Annotated in this window: 14 protein-coding genes and 2 riboswitches; of the genes, 6 read left to right on the forward strand and 8 right to left on the reverse strand. The window is 60.1% G+C overall.

The features are described from left to right. Positions 1–29 precede the first annotated feature (29 nt). From ACFSR7_RS21675 to ACFSR7_RS21695, 5 genes are all read right to left on the reverse strand, one after another. Positions 30–635 (reverse strand): glucose-6-phosphate isomerase family protein, encoded by a 606-nt coding sequence (locus ACFSR7_RS21675; protein WP_378165173.1) that lies wholly within the window; start codon positions 633–635, stop codon positions 30–32. Further along, positions 632–1606, reverse strand: coding sequence for a shikimate dehydrogenase family protein (locus tag ACFSR7_RS21680; protein ID WP_378165175.1), 975 nt, complete (start codon positions 1604–1606; stop codon positions 632–634). The genes ACFSR7_RS21675 and ACFSR7_RS21680 overlap by 4 nt, the downstream gene beginning before the upstream one ends. Before the next feature lie 93 nt (positions 1607–1699). Then, positions 1700–3232: a xylulokinase gene (locus tag ACFSR7_RS21685; protein ID WP_378165177.1), complete on the reverse strand. Its 1533-nt coding sequence runs from the start codon at positions 3230–3232 to the stop codon at positions 1700–1702. A 16-nt stretch (positions 3233–3248) separates the two neighbouring features. After that, a complete protein-coding gene (locus tag ACFSR7_RS21690; RefSeq protein WP_378165179.1) occupies positions 3249–4292 on the reverse strand; it encodes an alcohol dehydrogenase catalytic domain-containing protein in 1044 nt (347 codons plus the stop codon). 15 nt (positions 4293–4307) lie between these two features. Then, positions 4308–5327, reverse strand: a complete 1020-nt coding sequence (locus ACFSR7_RS21695; RefSeq protein ID WP_378165181.1) for a Gfo/Idh/MocA family oxidoreductase — start codon at positions 5325–5327, stop codon at positions 4308–4310. A gap of 234 nt (positions 5328–5561) precedes the next feature. Here ACFSR7_RS21695 and ACFSR7_RS21700 point away from each other — a divergent pair, with 234 nt between their 5' ends. Continuing rightward, positions 5562–6362: a DeoR/GlpR family DNA-binding transcription regulator gene (locus ACFSR7_RS21700; protein WP_378165183.1), complete on the forward strand. Its 801-nt coding sequence runs from the start codon at positions 5562–5564 to the stop codon at positions 6360–6362. Positions 6363–6383: 21 nt separating this feature from the next. Beyond that, entirely contained in the window at positions 6384–6863 is a 480-nt protein-coding gene (locus tag ACFSR7_RS21705; RefSeq protein ID WP_378165185.1) for a hypothetical protein, read from the forward strand. Positions 6864–6901: 38 nt separating this feature from the next. Here the strand turns inward: ACFSR7_RS21705 and ACFSR7_RS21710 are convergent, their stop codons facing one another. Together ACFSR7_RS21710 and ACFSR7_RS21715 are read right to left on the reverse strand one after the other, a co-directional pair. After that, entirely contained in the window at positions 6902–8173 is a 1272-nt protein-coding gene (locus tag ACFSR7_RS21710; protein ID WP_378165187.1) for an erythromycin esterase family protein, read from the reverse strand. 57 nt (positions 8174–8230) lie between these two features. Continuing rightward, positions 8231–9337, reverse strand: a complete 1107-nt coding sequence (locus ACFSR7_RS21715) for a threonine aldolase family protein (RefSeq protein ID WP_378165189.1) — start codon at positions 9335–9337, stop codon at positions 8231–8233. A 111-nt stretch (positions 9338–9448) separates the two neighbouring features. Beyond that, a riboswitch (glycine riboswitch) is annotated at positions 9449–9553 on the forward strand. A gap of 3 nt (positions 9554–9556) precedes the next feature. Continuing rightward, a riboswitch (glycine riboswitch) is annotated at positions 9557–9652 on the forward strand. 134 nt (positions 9653–9786) lie between these two features. Here ACFSR7_RS21715 and gcvT point away from each other — a divergent pair. The 4 genes from gcvT to ACFSR7_RS21735 all read left to right on the forward strand — a co-directional run bounded on the left by gcvT (position 9787) and on the right by ACFSR7_RS21735 (position 14810). Beyond that, positions 9787–10896 carry a glycine cleavage system aminomethyltransferase GcvT gene (gene gcvT / locus ACFSR7_RS21720; protein ID WP_378165190.1) on the forward strand — a complete coding sequence of 370 codons (1110 nt, stop codon included), beginning with the start codon at positions 9787–9789 and terminating at the stop codon, positions 10894–10896. A 9-nt stretch (positions 10897–10905) separates the two neighbouring features. After that, a complete protein-coding gene (gene gcvPA, locus ACFSR7_RS21725) occupies positions 10906–12264 on the forward strand; it encodes an aminomethyl-transferring glycine dehydrogenase subunit GcvPA (protein ID WP_378165192.1) in 1359 nt (452 codons plus the stop codon). After that, the gene (gene gcvPB / locus ACFSR7_RS21730; RefSeq protein ID WP_378165194.1) at positions 12261–13751 is read left to right on the forward strand and encodes an aminomethyl-transferring glycine dehydrogenase subunit GcvPB; all 1491 of its coding nucleotides are present in this window, start codon (positions 12261–12263) and stop codon (positions 13749–13751) included. Before gcvPA ends, gcvPB begins: the two co-directional genes overlap by 4 nt. A 168-nt stretch (positions 13752–13919) precedes the next feature. After that, positions 13920–14810 carry a deoxyribonuclease IV gene (locus tag ACFSR7_RS21735; protein ID WP_378165196.1) on the forward strand — a complete coding sequence of 297 codons (891 nt, stop codon included), beginning with the start codon at positions 13920–13922 and terminating at the stop codon, positions 14808–14810. 496 nt (positions 14811–15306) lie between these two features. On the opposite strand, the gene ACFSR7_RS21740 is transcribed toward ACFSR7_RS21735, so the two are convergent. Continuing rightward, on the reverse strand, positions 15307–15957 hold the full coding sequence (locus tag ACFSR7_RS21740) for a FusB/FusC family EF-G-binding protein (RefSeq protein WP_378165198.1): 651 nt from the start codon (positions 15955–15957) through the stop codon (positions 15307–15309). Positions 15958–16070: the final 113 nt, after the last annotated feature.

Here is a 16070-nt window from a genome sequence, read left to right on the forward strand (position 1 = left end):
CCGAATCCCTCCTTTGCGTGACGCCCGCCTTATTTCCACTTCGGATTGTCGAGCACGGCAGGCTGCCCGTCGCGTTCGACGACGATCTTGCGATAGCCCTTCGTCTCGATCGTGCCGTAGTCGTGACCGGCGTCCGCGCGGAAGACGTAAAACGTAATGAGCGGTTCATGCCCGGTGTTGATGCTGCGGTGTGCGTACCGTCCCGGTACGTAGACCGCCTTTCCCGGCGCGAATTCCTGAACGTCCCAGTCGCCTTCCGGATTTTCCATGAGCATGATCCCTTTGCCGCCGATACAGTAATAGACTTCGGCCGTGTCAATGATCGTGTGGAAATGCCCCTTGGTCATGTAATACTCGTCGCCGACCTTGCCCGGATAGACGATGCTCGTGCCGAACGCCAGATTGCCGTCGGATTCGGGAATGCCGAGCTCGTGGAATTCGTATGCAAGCGGGTCCGCGCCGTCCGCGAGCAGGCGGCTAAACGCCTCGTCGTCCGCGTACATCCCTTTCATTTTGGACAGATGGCGCTTCAGCGAAGGCGCAGCGTCGGACAGACCGTTATTCAGGCTGAAATAAAGCGTAAACGGGGTTAACGGATTGGCCAGCTTCGTACCGGTCGAGTGCGTATGCGTCATTGATGCGCGGCTCCTTTCGTTTCGCTGCCACCCCGCAGCTCCATCGCGATCTTCTCCAGGCGGTCGAACGTCTCGCCCTCGATCGGAACGTGGAACACCTCAGAGATCACCTGCGTCCAGCCGTGGATAAAATAGATCCAGCCGTCCTCCACATGAAGCCTTTTTGCCGTCTGCTGGCGGATCGCTTGATGCATGAAGTCGAGCGCGCCTCGGTAGTTCAGCTCCCAGACGAGACCGCCTTCGGGAAATGCCGCGTCGTCCGTAAGCGGAGACCCGGGGCGGTCCTTGCCGAGTCCCGTCGCGTTGACGACGAGCGATCCGGCCGGCAAATCGGCCAGCACCGCGTCATTGTCCGCCGGCGCCGGACAGAGCCTGAATTCGAACCGCACATGCGTATCGATGCGGCCGAGCAGTTGGCGCGCCGATTCAAGCCGCTCGGGACTGCGGTTCGTGATTACGATCGTGTCCGGCACATCGTCGCCGCGCTCCGTCGCCGTCAGGTAGCTGCAGATCGCGAGCGCGCTGCCGCCGGCGCCCATGATCATCGCATGGCCGCCTGTTCTTTTCCAATGCCCCGGCGGTACGAACGCTTCAAGCGACAGCCCGCTCGAGATCGGGTCCTTGGCGTGTCCGGCGAGCCGGCCGCCGGATTTGGAGATCGACGAGATCTCCTCGAACGTCGTCGCGTAGGGGTCCAGCGAGTCGAACAGGTCGCGCGCAGCGTTGAACAGGTCGATCTTGTGGGTCGTGACAAGCGCGCCCAGGGAGAGCGGATCCTCTTTGATAAAACGTACGCAGTCCCGGTAAACCTCGGGCTCCGCATGTATATCGATGTCGATGCCGACGATCTTCGGTCCGCCGAGACCGAGCGCCTCGGCCCACAGCGGGAACAGCTTCATAATGGACGATTGTCCGGTCGTCACGCCGACGAAGTACATCGTCGGAGACGCCGCGCTTGGCGGCAGCTTCATAAGTTCGTGCTCCTCTCCTTGATCCCCGCCCTTCGCGGTCCGGGGTGTCTGCAGGTATGTTTGTTATAAAAAATCGTTCTGAAAATTGCCCGATCACTCGGTTGGTTCCAGGCTCGCGTACAACGCCTGCATGCCGTCCACCGTCCGCCGATACCGGCCTGCGGCAGCCGCATACAGACGATGCCTGACCGAATCCGGCTCGAGCGCCTCGCCCGGTGCCGCGAAGCGCTCGGCCGACGCGGCCAGATCCGGGAACAGACCGACGCCGTGACCCGCGACAAGCGCAGCGCCGATCAACGCCGTATCCTCCGCTTGCAGCGGGCGGTACGGCACGCCCAGCGTATCCGCCTTGATCCGGTTGAACAGCGCGCTGCGCGCGCCGCCGCCGGCGACATGGACCGCTTCGTAGGCCGTTTGGCCGACGAGCCGCTCAAGCGTGCCGAGATAATGCTTGTACTCATAGGCGACCGACTCGAGGATCGCCCGGAACATCGCGCCGCGCTCGTGAGACCAGGCAAGGCCGGTCCAGCTGCCGCGCAGCGTCGGCGTGTTGGGACAGACCCGTCCGCCGAAATGCGGAATAAACGTCAGGCCGCCGCAGCCCGGCTCCACCGTCTCGGCGAGCGCATTGAGCTCTTCGTAGTCCATGCCGGTCAACCGCTTGAACCAGGCCAGACACTGACCGCCGCCGTTGATGTAAGCTAGCGGCGTCCACAGATCGGGCAGCGCCGAGCGGGCATAGATCAGCGTCTTGCCCGCGGTATCCGGCCGGTATTCGGCCGTACAGCAGGACAGCACCGACGCGGTGCCCGCCACGTCGAACAGCAGGCCCGGCCTCGCGATGCCCGCACCGAGCGTCGCCGCGGCCGTATCGCCAAGGCCCGCCGCAATCGGCGTGCCCGGCAGAAGCCCGGTTTCGGCCGCATGACGATCGGTCATTCTGCCGACGATGTCCCACGGCCGGACGATGGCCGGCATCTTGTCGCTGTCGATGCCGAACGCCCGCAGCAGTTCGTCCGACCAGGCCATCCGCTGCACGTCGGCGAAGCCGGTGAAGTGAAGATGCGTATGGTCGATGAAGGCTTCCTGTGCGCGCAAGCCTGCGAGTCTGCCTGCGACGTAGGCGCTGGGCACGATAAACTTGGCGATGGCGCGATATACTTCCGGCCGCTCCTGCCGCCACCATAAAATTTTAGGTCCGTGCGCGTACGTAACCGGACTGCCGGTGATGCCGATAAAAGCATCCTCGCCCCAGTCCCGGATGAGCGGCATCGCGGCTTCGCAGCGGCTGTCGAGCCAGGAGTCGTAGGGCGTCACGGCATGCCAGTCTTCGTCGACGCCGAGCACGCCCGCCATCTGGCCGCCGATGCCGACTGCAGCCACGCGCGCGGGCGAGACGCCCGTTCGATCCATCACCGAACGGATGGCGGAGACGACCGCGCCGAACATCTCGTCCGGGTCCTGCTCGACCTGTCCTGGCCCTGGGCGAATCAGGTTCGAGGGGACGAACATGCTGCCCAGCAGCTGGCCTTCTTCCGCGACAAGCGCGGCTTTGGTTCCTTGCGTGCCAAGGTCGACGGCGATCGCAAAGCTCGAGCGGCTATTGTCGGATGTGGCGGATGGCAAGTGGTCCCTCTCCCCTCTAATCGAACGCGATGACCGTCTTGATGCCCTGCGAGCTGCCGGCGTGCGCCAGCGCCTCGTCGAAGCGATCGATCGCATAGCGCGCGGATACGAGCTTGCCGACATCGAGAATGCCGCTCGCGATGAACTGCAGCGTCTTGCGGAAATGCGCGTTGTTCGCCTTCGTGCTGCCCGTCACCAACAACTGCTTGTAGTGAATGGCGTTCGTATCGAGCTTGACGGGGACGCTATCCTTGGGCAGGCCGCCGAAAAAGTTGATCCGGCCGCCCATCGCCGCCAGCTCGACCGCCAGCTGCTGCGCTTCGGGCGACGGATTGGCTGTCACGATGACGTCCGCGCCGCGACCGCCGGTTTGCGCGAGCAAGGTTTCCTTAAGCCCTTCGGCCGGCAGCGCAATAAACGAAGGATCGATCCGGCGCGCCAGCTCCAGCCGGCCCGTCGATCTATTGCTTAGGAACACCCTGCCTGCGCCCGACATCTTGGCAAGCTGCGCATACATGATGCCGATCGGACCGGCGCCGATGATCAGCACGTCGTCTCCGGCACGGATCGGGCACTGCTCGATCCCGTTGTACACGCACGACAGCGGCTCGTTGACGGCCGCATGGTCGAACGTCACCTGCGCCGGCAGCTCGACGACGTTGCCGAAGCGCAGCGCCTGCTCCGGCACGCGCACGTACTCGGCGAAGCCGCCGTCCGTCTGGACGCCGAGCGCCTCGTAGCTTGCGCACAGATGCTGGTTGCCGCGGATGCATTCCCCGCAGATGCCGCAGCCCATATTGGGCGCGATACCGACGCGCATCCCGACGCGATAGCCGCTCGTAAGCGCGCCGACCTCGGCGATCTCGCCGCTCAGCTCATGGCCCAGCGTCCGCGGCGACGCCTCCGAGATGCCCGGAAAGCCGTTTTTGATCATCCGCATATCCGTGCCGCAGATGCCCGCGCTCCTTACCTTGACGAGAATCTCCCGGTCGGTTAGAACTGGCTTTGGCACATCGACGAGCCGAATGTCGCCGGGTCCGTTCAATCTGGCCGCTAACATATTCGCTTCTCCTCCTTAGAGCTTGACCGGCGCGCCTGTCTTGATCGAAGCGTTGCCGGCCTCGACGACGCGTACGGCCATCTTGCCGTCATGTCCCGTCACGCGCGGCGGCCTGCCTTCCATAATCGCGGCGATGAAGTCGGTATCCTCGGCGAGATAGGCTTCCTTGAACAGCGACCGCCAGCTGTTCATGAACGGCCGGCGGAGCAGCCGGTCCGGACCCGCGACGATCGTCGTCTTCTCGTGCGTCTGACCGAGGAAGATGACGCCTTCGGTGCCGAGAATCTCCACGCGGCTGTCGTAGCCGTACCGGACGGCGACCGCGCCGTCGATGCTGGCCTGCGCGCCGCTCGCGAAGCGCGCGGTGAGCGAGACATTGTCATAAAAGTCCGGGTAGTCGGCCGAGACATGCCGGTTGCGGTAGTTGCCGCCGATCGCATACACCTCGGACACCTCCGAGCCCGAGAACCAACGGATCGTGTCGATGTCGTGGCTGTTGACCTCGGCAAGCGGGCCGTTGCTCTTGGCAAGATCGTACATCCAGGGCATCGGCTGACTTGGTCCGCGCGTCAGTGACTTGACGAGCACAACTTCTCCGATCGCGCCTTCGTCGATCGCGCGCTTGGCTTCGACGAAGCTCTCGTCGAAGCGTCTCATAAACGCGACCTGCAGCGTGACGCCGGCCGCCTCGCAAGCCGCGATCATCTCGTCGCATTCGCGCTCGTTGATCGCCATCGGCTTTTCGCATAGCACGTGCTTGCCCGCCTGCGCAGACGCCACGACAATATCGCGATGATAGATCGTAGGCGTCACGACGACGACGGCGTCGATATCCGCATCCGATAGCGCTTGCCTGTAGTCCGTATAGTACCGGTCGATTCCAAGCTCCTTCGCCGCCGATCCGGCCGTTTCTTGGTTCGGGTCGACGACGGCGACGAGTCTGGCGAACGGCACGTTTTTCCGGAAGTTGGCGGCGTGGATCATGCCCGCTCTGCCCGCTCCGATAATGCATACGCCGATATCTCTCTGCTGCATGAGCCCTGCTCACCCACCTTTAATAAGTTAGAAGTTATTTTCGTTCAGATGCGCCCCGTTGTCGTTTGCCATCGAATTAGAAGATTTCGTTCAAAATCCGCTTCCTTTTACGATCTAACAACAATCGTTAGCTGTTATATAGTATAATTCAGAAGATTCGCGTGCTCGATTGATCATTTTTGCGATCGGATGATCTAATTTGCGATATTCATTCAACCTTAAAGGAAGATGACCATGAGCGAGGGGAATTCGGACGTTATGTTTGCCGAGGAGCGGCAGGCGGCCATTGTCAGAATGGTTCAGGAACGCGGAAAGGTGCTCGTGCCCGACCTTGTCGCCTTCTTCAAAATGTCGCCGGCTACGATCCGGGGCGATCTGCGGGATCTCGAAGCAAGAGGCCTCATCAAGCGCACGCATGGCGGCGCGATCCCCAGCGATGCCGCGCCGGTCGGCTTCGAGCTTGACAACAAGGGCAAGACGGTCAAGGACTTGAGCCTCAAGGAAGCGATCGCCAAAAAGGCCGCCGAGCTGGTCGAAGACGGCGATATCATCATTTTGGATGCAGGTCTGACGACCAGAGAGATGTGCGGCCATTTGCAACACAAAAAGAATCTGACCGTCATCGTCAACGACATCGAGATCGCTTCGCTGCTTGAACGACTCGACAACGTGTCCGTCGTCGTCATCGGGGGCATGCTGCGCCGGCATTTTCACTGCACCGTCGGTCCGTTCGCCGTCAAGCTGCTGTCCGAGCTGAACGTAGACAAGGTATTCCTCGGCACCAATGCCTTCAGCGCCCGCAAAGGCTGCACGACGCCGGACATGAACCAGGCCGAGGTCAAGCGAACGATGATCCGCATTGCGACGCAGGTCGTGCTCCTGTGCGACAGCGCCAAGATCGGCAAAAATTCGTTCGTCCAGTTCGCGGAGCCCGGCGAGATCGATCTGGTTATCACCGACAGCCGGATAACCGGGCAGCACCTGCGCGAGATGACCGAAGCGGGCATGGAAGTGATGGTCGAGCAAGTCCGTTGACGTTCGGGGCAGTCACCTTTTTTGCTCGTAAAAAAGCCGCCGGGAGAGTTTCGCCCCGGCGGTTCTTTTGATTTTGTCGGATATCCGAAACGCGATTATCGCGCGGAACGCAGATCGCTGGCTCATCCGGCGAGCCTTGCAATTGGTCGGCCAATCGGCGCACCCTTCTTTGCGCAATGCCTGCAAAGCAGGCTCATCCAGCGAGCCTTCCTATTGTTGGCCTATCGTCACCGCGCCGATCTTTGCGTAATTCCTGCCAATATACATCTATTTTCGCCGATACTTGCTCGTTTGAGCAGAAAAGATGCAAATTTACATCCATTTTCCTCCACAAGTCCGTTTTCCGGCGTGTGCTTTGAATTTACCTGCATATTTGCAGGTATTGCATCAAGCTCGCTTGGTCGGCAGAAAATACATGTACAAATGCAGGTTATTGGAGCCAGCAAAGCAGCCGATATACTCCGTAGACCGCATTGGCACATGCAGCTCCTTTATGCGTAGCTTATCGATCCTCGCTGTCACAGGCTTTCCTTGCGGGATTATGAAAAGGCCGGCTCGACGGCCAGCGGCGCAAGCGCGGACGTCCGGTCCATAAATATAAACGCGTCGTACCGTTCCGCAAGCGTCGTAGGCACGTAATTGCCGCGCTCGTGTTCCGGATGATAAACGACGCCGATCGCGCGGTGACCAAGCGACCGCTCGCGCAGTACCTGCTCGGCATCGTCGAGCATGAGCAGCTTGTCGGCAGGCTCGATCCGGTGAAGCAGCTCTTCGAGGCTCCCGGATTTGGCCGGGGGAACCTTCATCTCCTCCAAAGGACGGCCCCATCCGCGTCCGGCGATGACGGTGCCTTCGTAAGTACCGAAGCCCACGGCGTAAACTTTGCCGCCGTAGGTCTCGCGCAGCAGCTGTCCGACATTTACCATGCCTTCATCGGCCATGTCAGTCGCGCGTGCGTCGCCGATATGTGTATTGTGCGCCCAGACGATGGCCCTTGCCATCGGTCCATGAAAAGCCATAAGCCGCTCGAGCGCCGCAATCATGTGCCTGTCGCGCACGTTCCACGATTCCGCATCGTGACGGATCATCGTCCGGTAATAATCCTCCGCGCCTTTCACCGCCAGCGCATTCAGCTCGGCGGCAAACGCATCCTCGCGGTCACCCGGACGCGCGGCCTGCCATTTGTCCTGCAGCTTGCGCAGCAGCGCGACGACCTCCGCTTCGCAGCCCTCGCCATAAAAGTTGGCCGCGATCCCGTATCGATGCTCCTCCCGCCCGTGCGGTTCGAAGCATTCGAAGGCGCGCTTGGCCGACTCCAGGTCTGCATCGTCCTTTTGCCCGAGGTACTGCAGGATCTCGTCCATCGACGCCCACAAGCTGTACAGATCGATGCCGTAGAAGCCGACCTTGTCCTCTTCGGCCTTGCCGTCGTTGTAGACGCGAAGCCAGTCTGCGAACGCCGCGACCTCGCGGTTGGCCCACATCCAGGTCGGCCACCGCGCAAAGTCGCGCAGGGCTTCCGCAGCGATCGTGCCGGCTGCCTCGTCGCCTTTCACATAACGGTTCAGCACATAACAAGAAGGCCAATCGCCCTCGACTGCAATGAACTTAAAGCCTTTCTCGACGATAAGCCGCTTGGACAGTTCCGCCCGCTCGGCGTAAAACTCGGACGTGCCGTGCGAAGCCTCGCCGATCAGCACGAATTTGGCTTCGCCGGCACGCTCCACGAGCGCTTCCGCGTAGGCTGCCCCGAGAAATGGCGTCGCATGGCGCTCCAGCGCTTGAAGCGCTTCGAGATCATTTTTGCGCATATCGGTCTCCTTCGCTTTAAGACGAACGACATCTCTGCGTTAGGATGCGCGCGATCTTCAAGCCCGATACCCGTTCTCCGACAGCTTTTCTCTGAGGAAGGCGAACGCTTCGCGCAACCGGTCTTCCGGAACCGCGGCATAACGGTCGCCGATGCTGACCTCATAAGCGCTGCTTCCTTCCTCCAGCGCTTTGACCCAAGCGGACAAGCCGACGCCCGTCGCCTCGCATACGCCGACCAAGATCGATTCCAATGCTTCCTTCGGCACATTCGCATGGACGTGGAACATATTGGACACCGGCTCCGCCGGGACCGTTCGGATCGCATCCCCGCAATCGTTGTACATTGCCGCCAGCGCCTTCGCTTCTTCATAATACTGTGCCATTTTGCCGATTCGCAGGTCAAAGTAATAATCCGAACTGATTATGTATGGATACAGGCTGATCAGATCGCCGCCATGCCGCCGCTTCCAGATCTTCGAACGCTCTGTGAGCGCTGCATTTCCCGCCAATATCGCTCCGGCAACGCCGCCCAGGCCTTTGTAAAACGACACGTAAACGCTGTCGAACAACGCGCAGATCTCGGCAGCGGATTTCCCGTAATGCGGCAAAATCTCGAACAGGCGCGCGCCGTCCAGATGCAGCCTTATGCCGCGGCTGCGGCAGTAAGCGGAAATTTCCTCAAGATCCGCATAGGGAGGCAGTTGACCACCGATCTCCCGCTGAGGCAGCTCAAGCAGCAGGCATGCGACATCGTCGCCGATCAACCGGACGTCCTCCGGCCGGATAAGCCGCTCTTGATCGGCCAGCAGCACGGTTTCGATCCGGTGCAGCTCCTTCAGGCCGTCCTCCTCGTAAAGCTCCAGATGACTGAGCGGATGATAGGCAACCTTTCGATTCCCCGTCTCGTCGCAGTGAATCCGCAGTGCAATCTGCTGCGCCATCGTCCCGCTCGGAAAGAAGACGGCCTCCGGCTTGCCCAGATAAGCGGCCATTTTCGCCTGAAACCGCTCGATGATTTCCCCTTTTCCGTACATATCGCTGCTCGCGTTCCCGTCCATTCCTTCGAATGCGTCCAATAACACCTGGACGTTCCGCTTGCCGTGTTCGACGACCGGATGCTTGCTGTTTTTGAATGCATCCGCCAAAGTCATGCTGTCGCTCATGTCGAGACCCTCCCTGATTTTCGATTTCCCCAGTATACCATGCAAATTAACGTTGACACTTCCTCCCAGACTCATGTATGAATAGACTGTAACGACAAAAGCATAATGCGGATGAAGGCAACGGGAGAGATCGCCCATCGTGAACTTGGAGGCGGCGCCGAAGGAGTAACCCTCGCAAGAGGAGAATCTCTCAGGCAAAAGGACCTTTGCCGGACGCGACTCTGGAGAGCATTCCGCAGCATCCAGCGGGATCACCCACGGGGAAACTTGGTTCCGATTCGGACCTAAGGTAACTCTCAGGTACAAAGGACAGAGCGAAAAGAGGACGCAGGCAGCTTCGGCTGGGGGCGCGCTTTCTTTTTGCGGCTGTCCTTTTTTGCGTCCGGCAATACCGACCGAGGCTTTTAAAATATTAATCATGGCTTCAATCGAGGAGGCGAAAAACCACGATGACCGAATTGAAAAGAACCCCTCTCTACCCGATTTATGCCGGTCATCCCGGCGTCCGCTGCATCGATTTTGGCGGCTGGGATCTTCCCGTGCAGTTCTCCGGCATTCAAAAGGAGCATGACGCGGTACGCTTGCACGCCGGCCTGTTCGATGTGTCCCATATGGGAGAATTCATCATCACGGGCAGGGGCGCTGAGAACTTCCTCCAACGCGTGACGACCAACGACGTGTCGAAACTAACGGACGGCCAGGCGCATTACACGCTCATGTGCTTCCCCGACGGGGGCGTCGTGGACGATTTGCTCGTCTACCGGCTCGCGGCGGACCGTTACATGGCCGTCGTGAACGCCGCCAACATCGACAAGGATTACGAATGGATGCGCTCGCATCTGTGCGGGGACGTGTCGCTTGAGAACGCTTCGGACGACTACGCGCTGCTCGCGCTTCAGGGGCCTCGCGCTACGGAGATTCTCCAGGCAGCCGGCGCGGAACCGGACGTTCTGGCGCTCCCCGGCTTCAACTTCAAGCAGGGTACGCTGCTGGCTGGTGTCGGCGTTCTGATCTCCCGGACGGGATACACCGGCGAGGACGGGTTTGAAATTTATGTGTCGGCCGAGCGTGCAGGCGACGTCTGGCATGTGTTGATGGCTGCCGGGGAACCGCTTGGACTCGTTCCTGCCGGACTCGGCGCCCGCGATACGCTTCGCTTGGAAGCGCGGCTCCCGCTCTACGGGCAAGAGCTGTCGGAAGCGATCACGCCGCTCGAAGCCGGCGTCGGCTTCTTCGTCAAGCTGGACAAAGACGACTTTATCGGTAAGGACGCGCTGGTCAGACAAAAGGATGAAGGCTTGCCCCGCAAGCTGGTCGGCATCGAGATGATCGACAGAGGCATCCCTCGCTCTCACTACTCCGTCTTCTCCGGCGATAAGCGGATCGGCGAGGTGACATCGGGAACGCAATCGCCGACGCTGAAGCGCAGCCTGGGACTTGCCCTGGTCGACGCAGCATTCGCCGCGATCGGCACCGAGGTCGAAGTCGAGATTCGCGGCAAACGGCTGAAAGCCGAAGTGATCCGCACCCCTTTTTACAAAAGACTGCCCAAGGAGTGATGAACCGCCATGCCTAATCTCCATCGATACATCCCGATGACCGAGCAGGACCAGGCCGACATGCTGGAGACGATCGGCGTCCCGTCCCTCGAAGCGCTCTTCCGCGACATTCCGGAGGCCATTCGTTATCTCGGCACGATGCCGATGTCCGGCGCGCTCGACGAGTTCTCGCTGCTGGCGCATTTGAAGGATCTGGCCGGGCGCAACGCCGATACCGATCGATACAAGAGCTTCCTCGGCGCCGGCATTTACGACCATCATCTCCCCGTCGTCATTAATCACATGATCTCCCGCTCCGAATTTTATACCGCCTATACCCCCTATCAGCCGGAAATCAGCCAAGGCGAGCTGCAGGCCATCTTCGAATTTCAATCGTACATTTGCGAGCTGACCGGCATGAAGGTCGCCAACGCGAGCATGTATGACGGCGTCACCGCGCTGTCCGAGGCTGGCGCCCTCTCCGCCGGCGCCACCAGGCGCAAGCAGCTGGTCGTCTCCCGCGCCGTGCATCCGGAAGCGCGCGAAGCGCTCCGCACGATGGCTCGCGGGCTCAATCTGGACATCGCGGAGGTCGGCTGCGCGGACGGCGTCACCGACCTGGACGCGCTGCGCGAAGCCGTCACCGCCGACACGGCCGCCGTACTCGTGCAATCGCCGAACTTCTTCGGCGCCGTCGAGGACCTGGCCGCCATCGAGCCGATCATTCACGGCGTCAAGGGACTGTTTGTCGTCAGCGCCAATCCCATGGCGCTCGGCCTGCTCGAGACGCCGGGCAAGCTCGGCGCGGACATCTGCGTCGGCGACGCGCAGCCGCTCGGCATCTCGCAATCGCTCGGCGGACCGACCTGCGGCTTCTTCGCCGTCGCCGAGCCGCTCATGCGCCGGATGCCTGGACGCATCGTAGGCCAGACGACCGACATCGACGGCAAGCGCGGCTTCGTACTGACGCTGCAAGCCCGAGAGCAGCATATCCGCCGCGAGAAGGCAACGTCCAACATATGCTCCAACCAGGCGCTGCTCGCCCTGTGCGCTTCCATCTATCTCTCGACGATGGGCAAGCAAGGACTGCAGGACGCGGCGAATTTAAATTTGCAAAAGGCGCATTATGCAGCCGGCGAGCTGAATCGAAGCGGCTTTAAGCTTCCGTTCGGCGCCCCGTTCTTTAACGAATTCGTCGTAAAGCTCCCGGGAGGGGTCTCGGTTCAAGAAACGAATATAAAGCTGCTCAAAGCCGGCTTCCTCGGCGGCTATGACCTGGGCATCGCATATCCGGAGCTGGCAGGCCACATGCTGATCGCCGTTACCGAGAAACGCACGCGTCAAGAAATCGACAGCTTCGTGGGCAAATTGGGGGAGGTGGCCGTATGAACGCATCGGAGAATGCAGGAGCTGCTGGAGGGCCGAAGGAAAAAGCATTGATCTTTGAGCTGAGCAAGCCTGGCCGCGTCGCTTACTCGCTGCCGCCGTGCGACGTGCCTGAGCTTCCGGCCTCCGAGCTTATTCCGGCCGCCATGCTGCGCGAGACGGCGGCCGCATTGCCCGAAGTTTACGAAGTCGACGTCGTCCGCCATTACACGGAGCTGTCCCGCCGCAACTTCGGCGTCGACAACGGCTTTTACCCGCTCGGCTCTTGCACGATGAAGTACAACCCGAAAATCAACGAAGACACGGCCCGCCTCGCCGGCTTCGCGAAGATCCACCCCTACCAGCCGGAGGAGAGCATTCAGGGCGCGCTGGAGCTGCTGTACACGCTGCAAAACGACCTCGCCGCCCTCACCGGCATGGATCAGGTGACGCTGCAGCCGGCGGCAGGCGCCCACGGGGAATGGACCGGCCTCATGATGATCCGCGCCTATCACGAGAGCCGCGGCGAGCACCGCACGAAGGTCATCGTTCCCGATTCCTCGCACGGCACGAACCCTGCGAGCGCAACGGTCGCCGGGTTCGAGACGGTCACGATCAAGTCCGACGCGCGCGGCATGGTCGATCTGGAGGCGCTGCGCGCGTCTGTCGGCAGCGACACCGCAGCGCTCATGCTGACCAATCCCAGCACGCTCGGCTTATTCGAAGAGCAGATCGTCGAGATCGCCGGGATCGTCCACGAAGCGGGCGGCTTGCTGTATTACGACGGGGCGAACGCTAACGCGATCATGGGCATTACGCGTCCGGGCGACATGGGCTTCGACGTGGTGCACCTGAACCTGCACAAGACGATGAGCACGCCGCACGGGGGCGGCGGACCTGGCGCGGGTCCCGTTGGCGTGAAGAGTCGGTTAATCCCGTTCCTGCCCAAGCCGATCGTCTCCCGCCGCGAAGACGGCACGTACTACTTTGACTACGATATCCCGGCGTCGATCGGACGCGTCAAGGCGTATTACGGCAACTTCGGCATCCTCGTCCGCGCGTATACGTACATTCGGACCTACGGACCGGAAGGCTTGCGCCGCGTCTCCGAGTGCGCCGTGCTTAACGCCAACTACATGATGGCTCGCCTCGCGCCCCATTACGAGATTCCGTACCCGGGCGTATGCAAGCACGAATTCGTCATGTCGGGACGCCGCCTCAAAGCATACGGCGTACGCACGCTCGACGTCGCCAAGCGCCTGCTCGACTTCGGCTACCATCCGCCGACCATCTATTTCCCGCTTAACGTCGAGGAGTGCATCATGATCGAGCCGACCGAAACCGAGAGCAAGGAGACGCTCGACGGCTTCATCGATACGATGATCCGGATTGCCGAGGAAGCCCGTACGAATCCGGAGCTCGTTCTGAACGCTCCCTACGGAACCGTCGTACGGCGTCTCGACGAGACGACCGCCGCCCGCAAGCCGGTGCTTAATTGCACTTGCAGCTAAGCCACCTGTTGCCTATAGCGCGTAGCCCTCTTTTCTCAGAGCGGCTGCGCGCTTCATTTCGTTTGTTTTATTTGGCAATGGACCCGGGATGTCATGCGATTTATGATGATGTTCTATATGATATAAATTTCAGTGGGCCATATACCCAGGGGAAGGCGGATCGCGGTCATGTCTTTATTCATCGGCTCGCACGTATCGATGTCCGGTCCCCGCATGCTGCTGCAAGCCAGCGAGGAAGCGGCATCTTATGGCGCAAATACGTTTTTGATATACACCGGCGCGCCTCACAACTCCCGCCGCAAACCGATCGAAGCGCTTAATATCGAACGGGGAACCGCTCATATGCGCGAGCACGGCATCTCGAACATCGTTGTTCACGCGCCGTTTATCATCAACCTGGCCAACACGACCTCGCCACGAACGTTCGAATTCGGCGTCGAGCTGCTACACGAAGAATTGGCGCGAACCGAAGCGCTCGGCAGCCGCCAGCTCGTCCTGCATCCCGGTTCGCATGTCGGCGCAGGCGCGGAAGCGGGTATCGCGCGTATCGTCGAAGGACTTAACGAAGTGCTGTCCGAACGGCGAGACGTTCAGGTGTCGCTGGAGACGATGGCGGGCAAAGGTACCGAGTGCGGCAGAAGCTTCGAGGAGCTGGCACGAATCATTGAAGGCGTCACGCACAATGAGCGCTTGTCCGTCTGTCTCGACACCTGCCATATCCATGATGCCGGGTACGACGTCGCTGCCGATTTTGACGGCGTCTTGGACGCGTTCCACCGAATTGTCGGGCTGGATCGGCTGAAGGTGCTGCACATCAACGATTCCAAGCACGAGCGAGGCTCCCGCAAGGACAGGCACGAAAATATCGGACACGGCTTCATCGGGCTGGATGCCCTCCGCTATGTCGTGCGTCATCCCCAGCTGCAAGGCCTCCCCATGCTGCTCGAGACGCCGTCGATCGGGGCAAAGAAGTACGTCAACCCGCCCTACAAGCATGAGATCTCGCTGCTGCGCGGCGAAGTCGACGCACCTGTCGTGAAGACGTCTGCAGTGTCCTAAACGTGCGGAACTCTAAAACTCGATTCGCGAGGTGCGCTTATCGATTTTTTATCGATGGCTTATCCGACATTCAACCTAATGGATTGGCCGATCGCTCATGTTCGTCCTTTCACCACAATGCCTGCAAATTTACATCTTTTTACGCCTATGTCGCTCCTTAAGTACAGAATACCTGCGAATGTGCAGGTAATTTCCTCCATCCTCCTGATTTAAGGCTTTTGCTTTGAATTTACCTGCACATTTGCAGGAATTTCATCAAGTGGCGCCATTCGGCAGAAAATACATGTACCAATGCAGGTTTTTCGACTCACCAAGCATCCGAAAAAGCGCCGGCGCACCAAATGCGCGCTTGCCTGTCTTTGAAACGCCGCCCGCCGTCCGTGCCAGAATGTTAAAAAAACGGTGAAGCCACGTGTGCTTCACCGTTTTTCATTCAGCTGACTGACTTACTAACCTTACTAAACTTCACCTTACTAAACTTCGCCTTACGATACCTCTACTTCACCACGTTGCTCAAAAATTGCTCGAGCGGCGCCGGATCCGTAATGTTATGATTGCAGACCTCGCTGTCTGCGCACATATAATTGCCGATCGCCTTGTAGTAGTCCGGCGATGCGTTCGCAGGCCTGGACTTGGTAAGCGCCGTGAACAGGCCAACCTCCGTCTGCCGGTTGCACACGAAGCAGGTCCCTTTTTTATTCGTCGGCGTGAACCTTCCCTCTATGCCGACGAGCCGGCCATCCAGCGGGTACACGATAAAAAGCTTGTTCGCAGCGATGTCCGACCAGCCCAGATAGCTGATCGCTTTCCTATCCAGCGCGGCCAGATCCGGAAGCTTCAGCTTCTTGATCTTCGGATACAGCTTTTTCAGTTGCTGCTCCGTCCCGGGTTCGAACGCGATGCGGTGACTCTCCAGAGAAGCCAGATACAGCTGGAACTCCGGCGCGGTACCGAGCTCGGATCCGCGTTGAACAATCTCAAGCGCCGCTTCGTTCGCATCGGGGAACGCCTCCGCGAGCTTGAACTGCATATTGGAACGGACCGATTCGACGATCTTCGGATCCGCGACGGTCGCGCAGGCATGCTGCAGCAGACCGACTTGTTTTTTAATCAGGTTATATTGGTGGTTTCTAATGAATGGTTGCATGCTTTCAGCCCCTTAATTAGTATAGTGCGCTAATTAGGTGCAAAGCCCATGATTAGAAACGATAACGCTGGTACGGGCGATCGGTTAATGCTGAAAGTCCGGCCCCATGCAAA

Source organism: Cohnella sp. GCM10020058 (genome assembly GCF_042683485.1).
Taxonomy (GTDB): Bacteria; Bacillota; Bacilli; order Paenibacillales; family Paenibacillaceae; genus Cohnella.

Bases quoted from the DNA above. Each gene is read 5' to 3' on its own strand.
- ACFSR7_RS21675 (WP_378165173.1), bottom strand. From the start codon at position 635: ATGACGCATACGCACTCGACCGGTACGAAGCTGGCCAATCCGTTAACC.
- ACFSR7_RS21680 (WP_378165175.1), bottom strand. From the start codon at position 1,606: ATGAAGCTGCCGCCAAGCGCGGCGTCTCCGACGATGTACTTCGTCGGC.
- ACFSR7_RS21690 (WP_378165179.1), bottom strand. From the start codon at position 4,292: ATGTTAGCGGCCAGATTGAACGGACCCGGCGACATTCGGCTCGTCGAT.
- ACFSR7_RS21695 (WP_378165181.1), bottom strand. From the start codon at position 5,327: ATGCAGCAGAGAGATATCGGCGTATGCATTATCGGAGCGGGCAGAGCG.
- ACFSR7_RS21700 (WP_378165183.1), top strand. From the start codon at position 5,562: ATGAGCGAGGGGAATTCGGACGTTATGTTTGCCGAGGAGCGGCAGGCG.
- ACFSR7_RS21710 (WP_378165187.1), bottom strand. From the start codon at position 8,173: ATGCGCAAAAATGATCTCGAAGCGCTTCAAGCGCTGGAGCGCCATGCG.
- ACFSR7_RS21715 (WP_378165189.1), bottom strand. From the start codon at position 9,337: ATGAGCGACAGCATGACTTTGGCGGATGCATTCAAAAACAGCAAGCAT.
- gcvT (WP_378165190.1), top strand. From the start codon at position 9,787: ATGACCGAATTGAAAAGAACCCCTCTCTACCCGATTTATGCCGGTCAT.
- gcvPA (WP_378165192.1), top strand. From the start codon at position 10,906: ATGCCTAATCTCCATCGATACATCCCGATGACCGAGCAGGACCAGGCC.
- gcvPB (WP_378165194.1), top strand. From the start codon at position 12,261: ATGAACGCATCGGAGAATGCAGGAGCTGCTGGAGGGCCGAAGGAAAAA.
- ACFSR7_RS21735 (WP_378165196.1), top strand. From the start codon at position 13,920: ATGTCTTTATTCATCGGCTCGCACGTATCGATGTCCGGTCCCCGCATG.
- ACFSR7_RS21740 (WP_378165198.1), bottom strand. From the start codon at position 15,957: ATGCAACCATTCATTAGAAACCACCAATATAACCTGATTAAAAAACAA.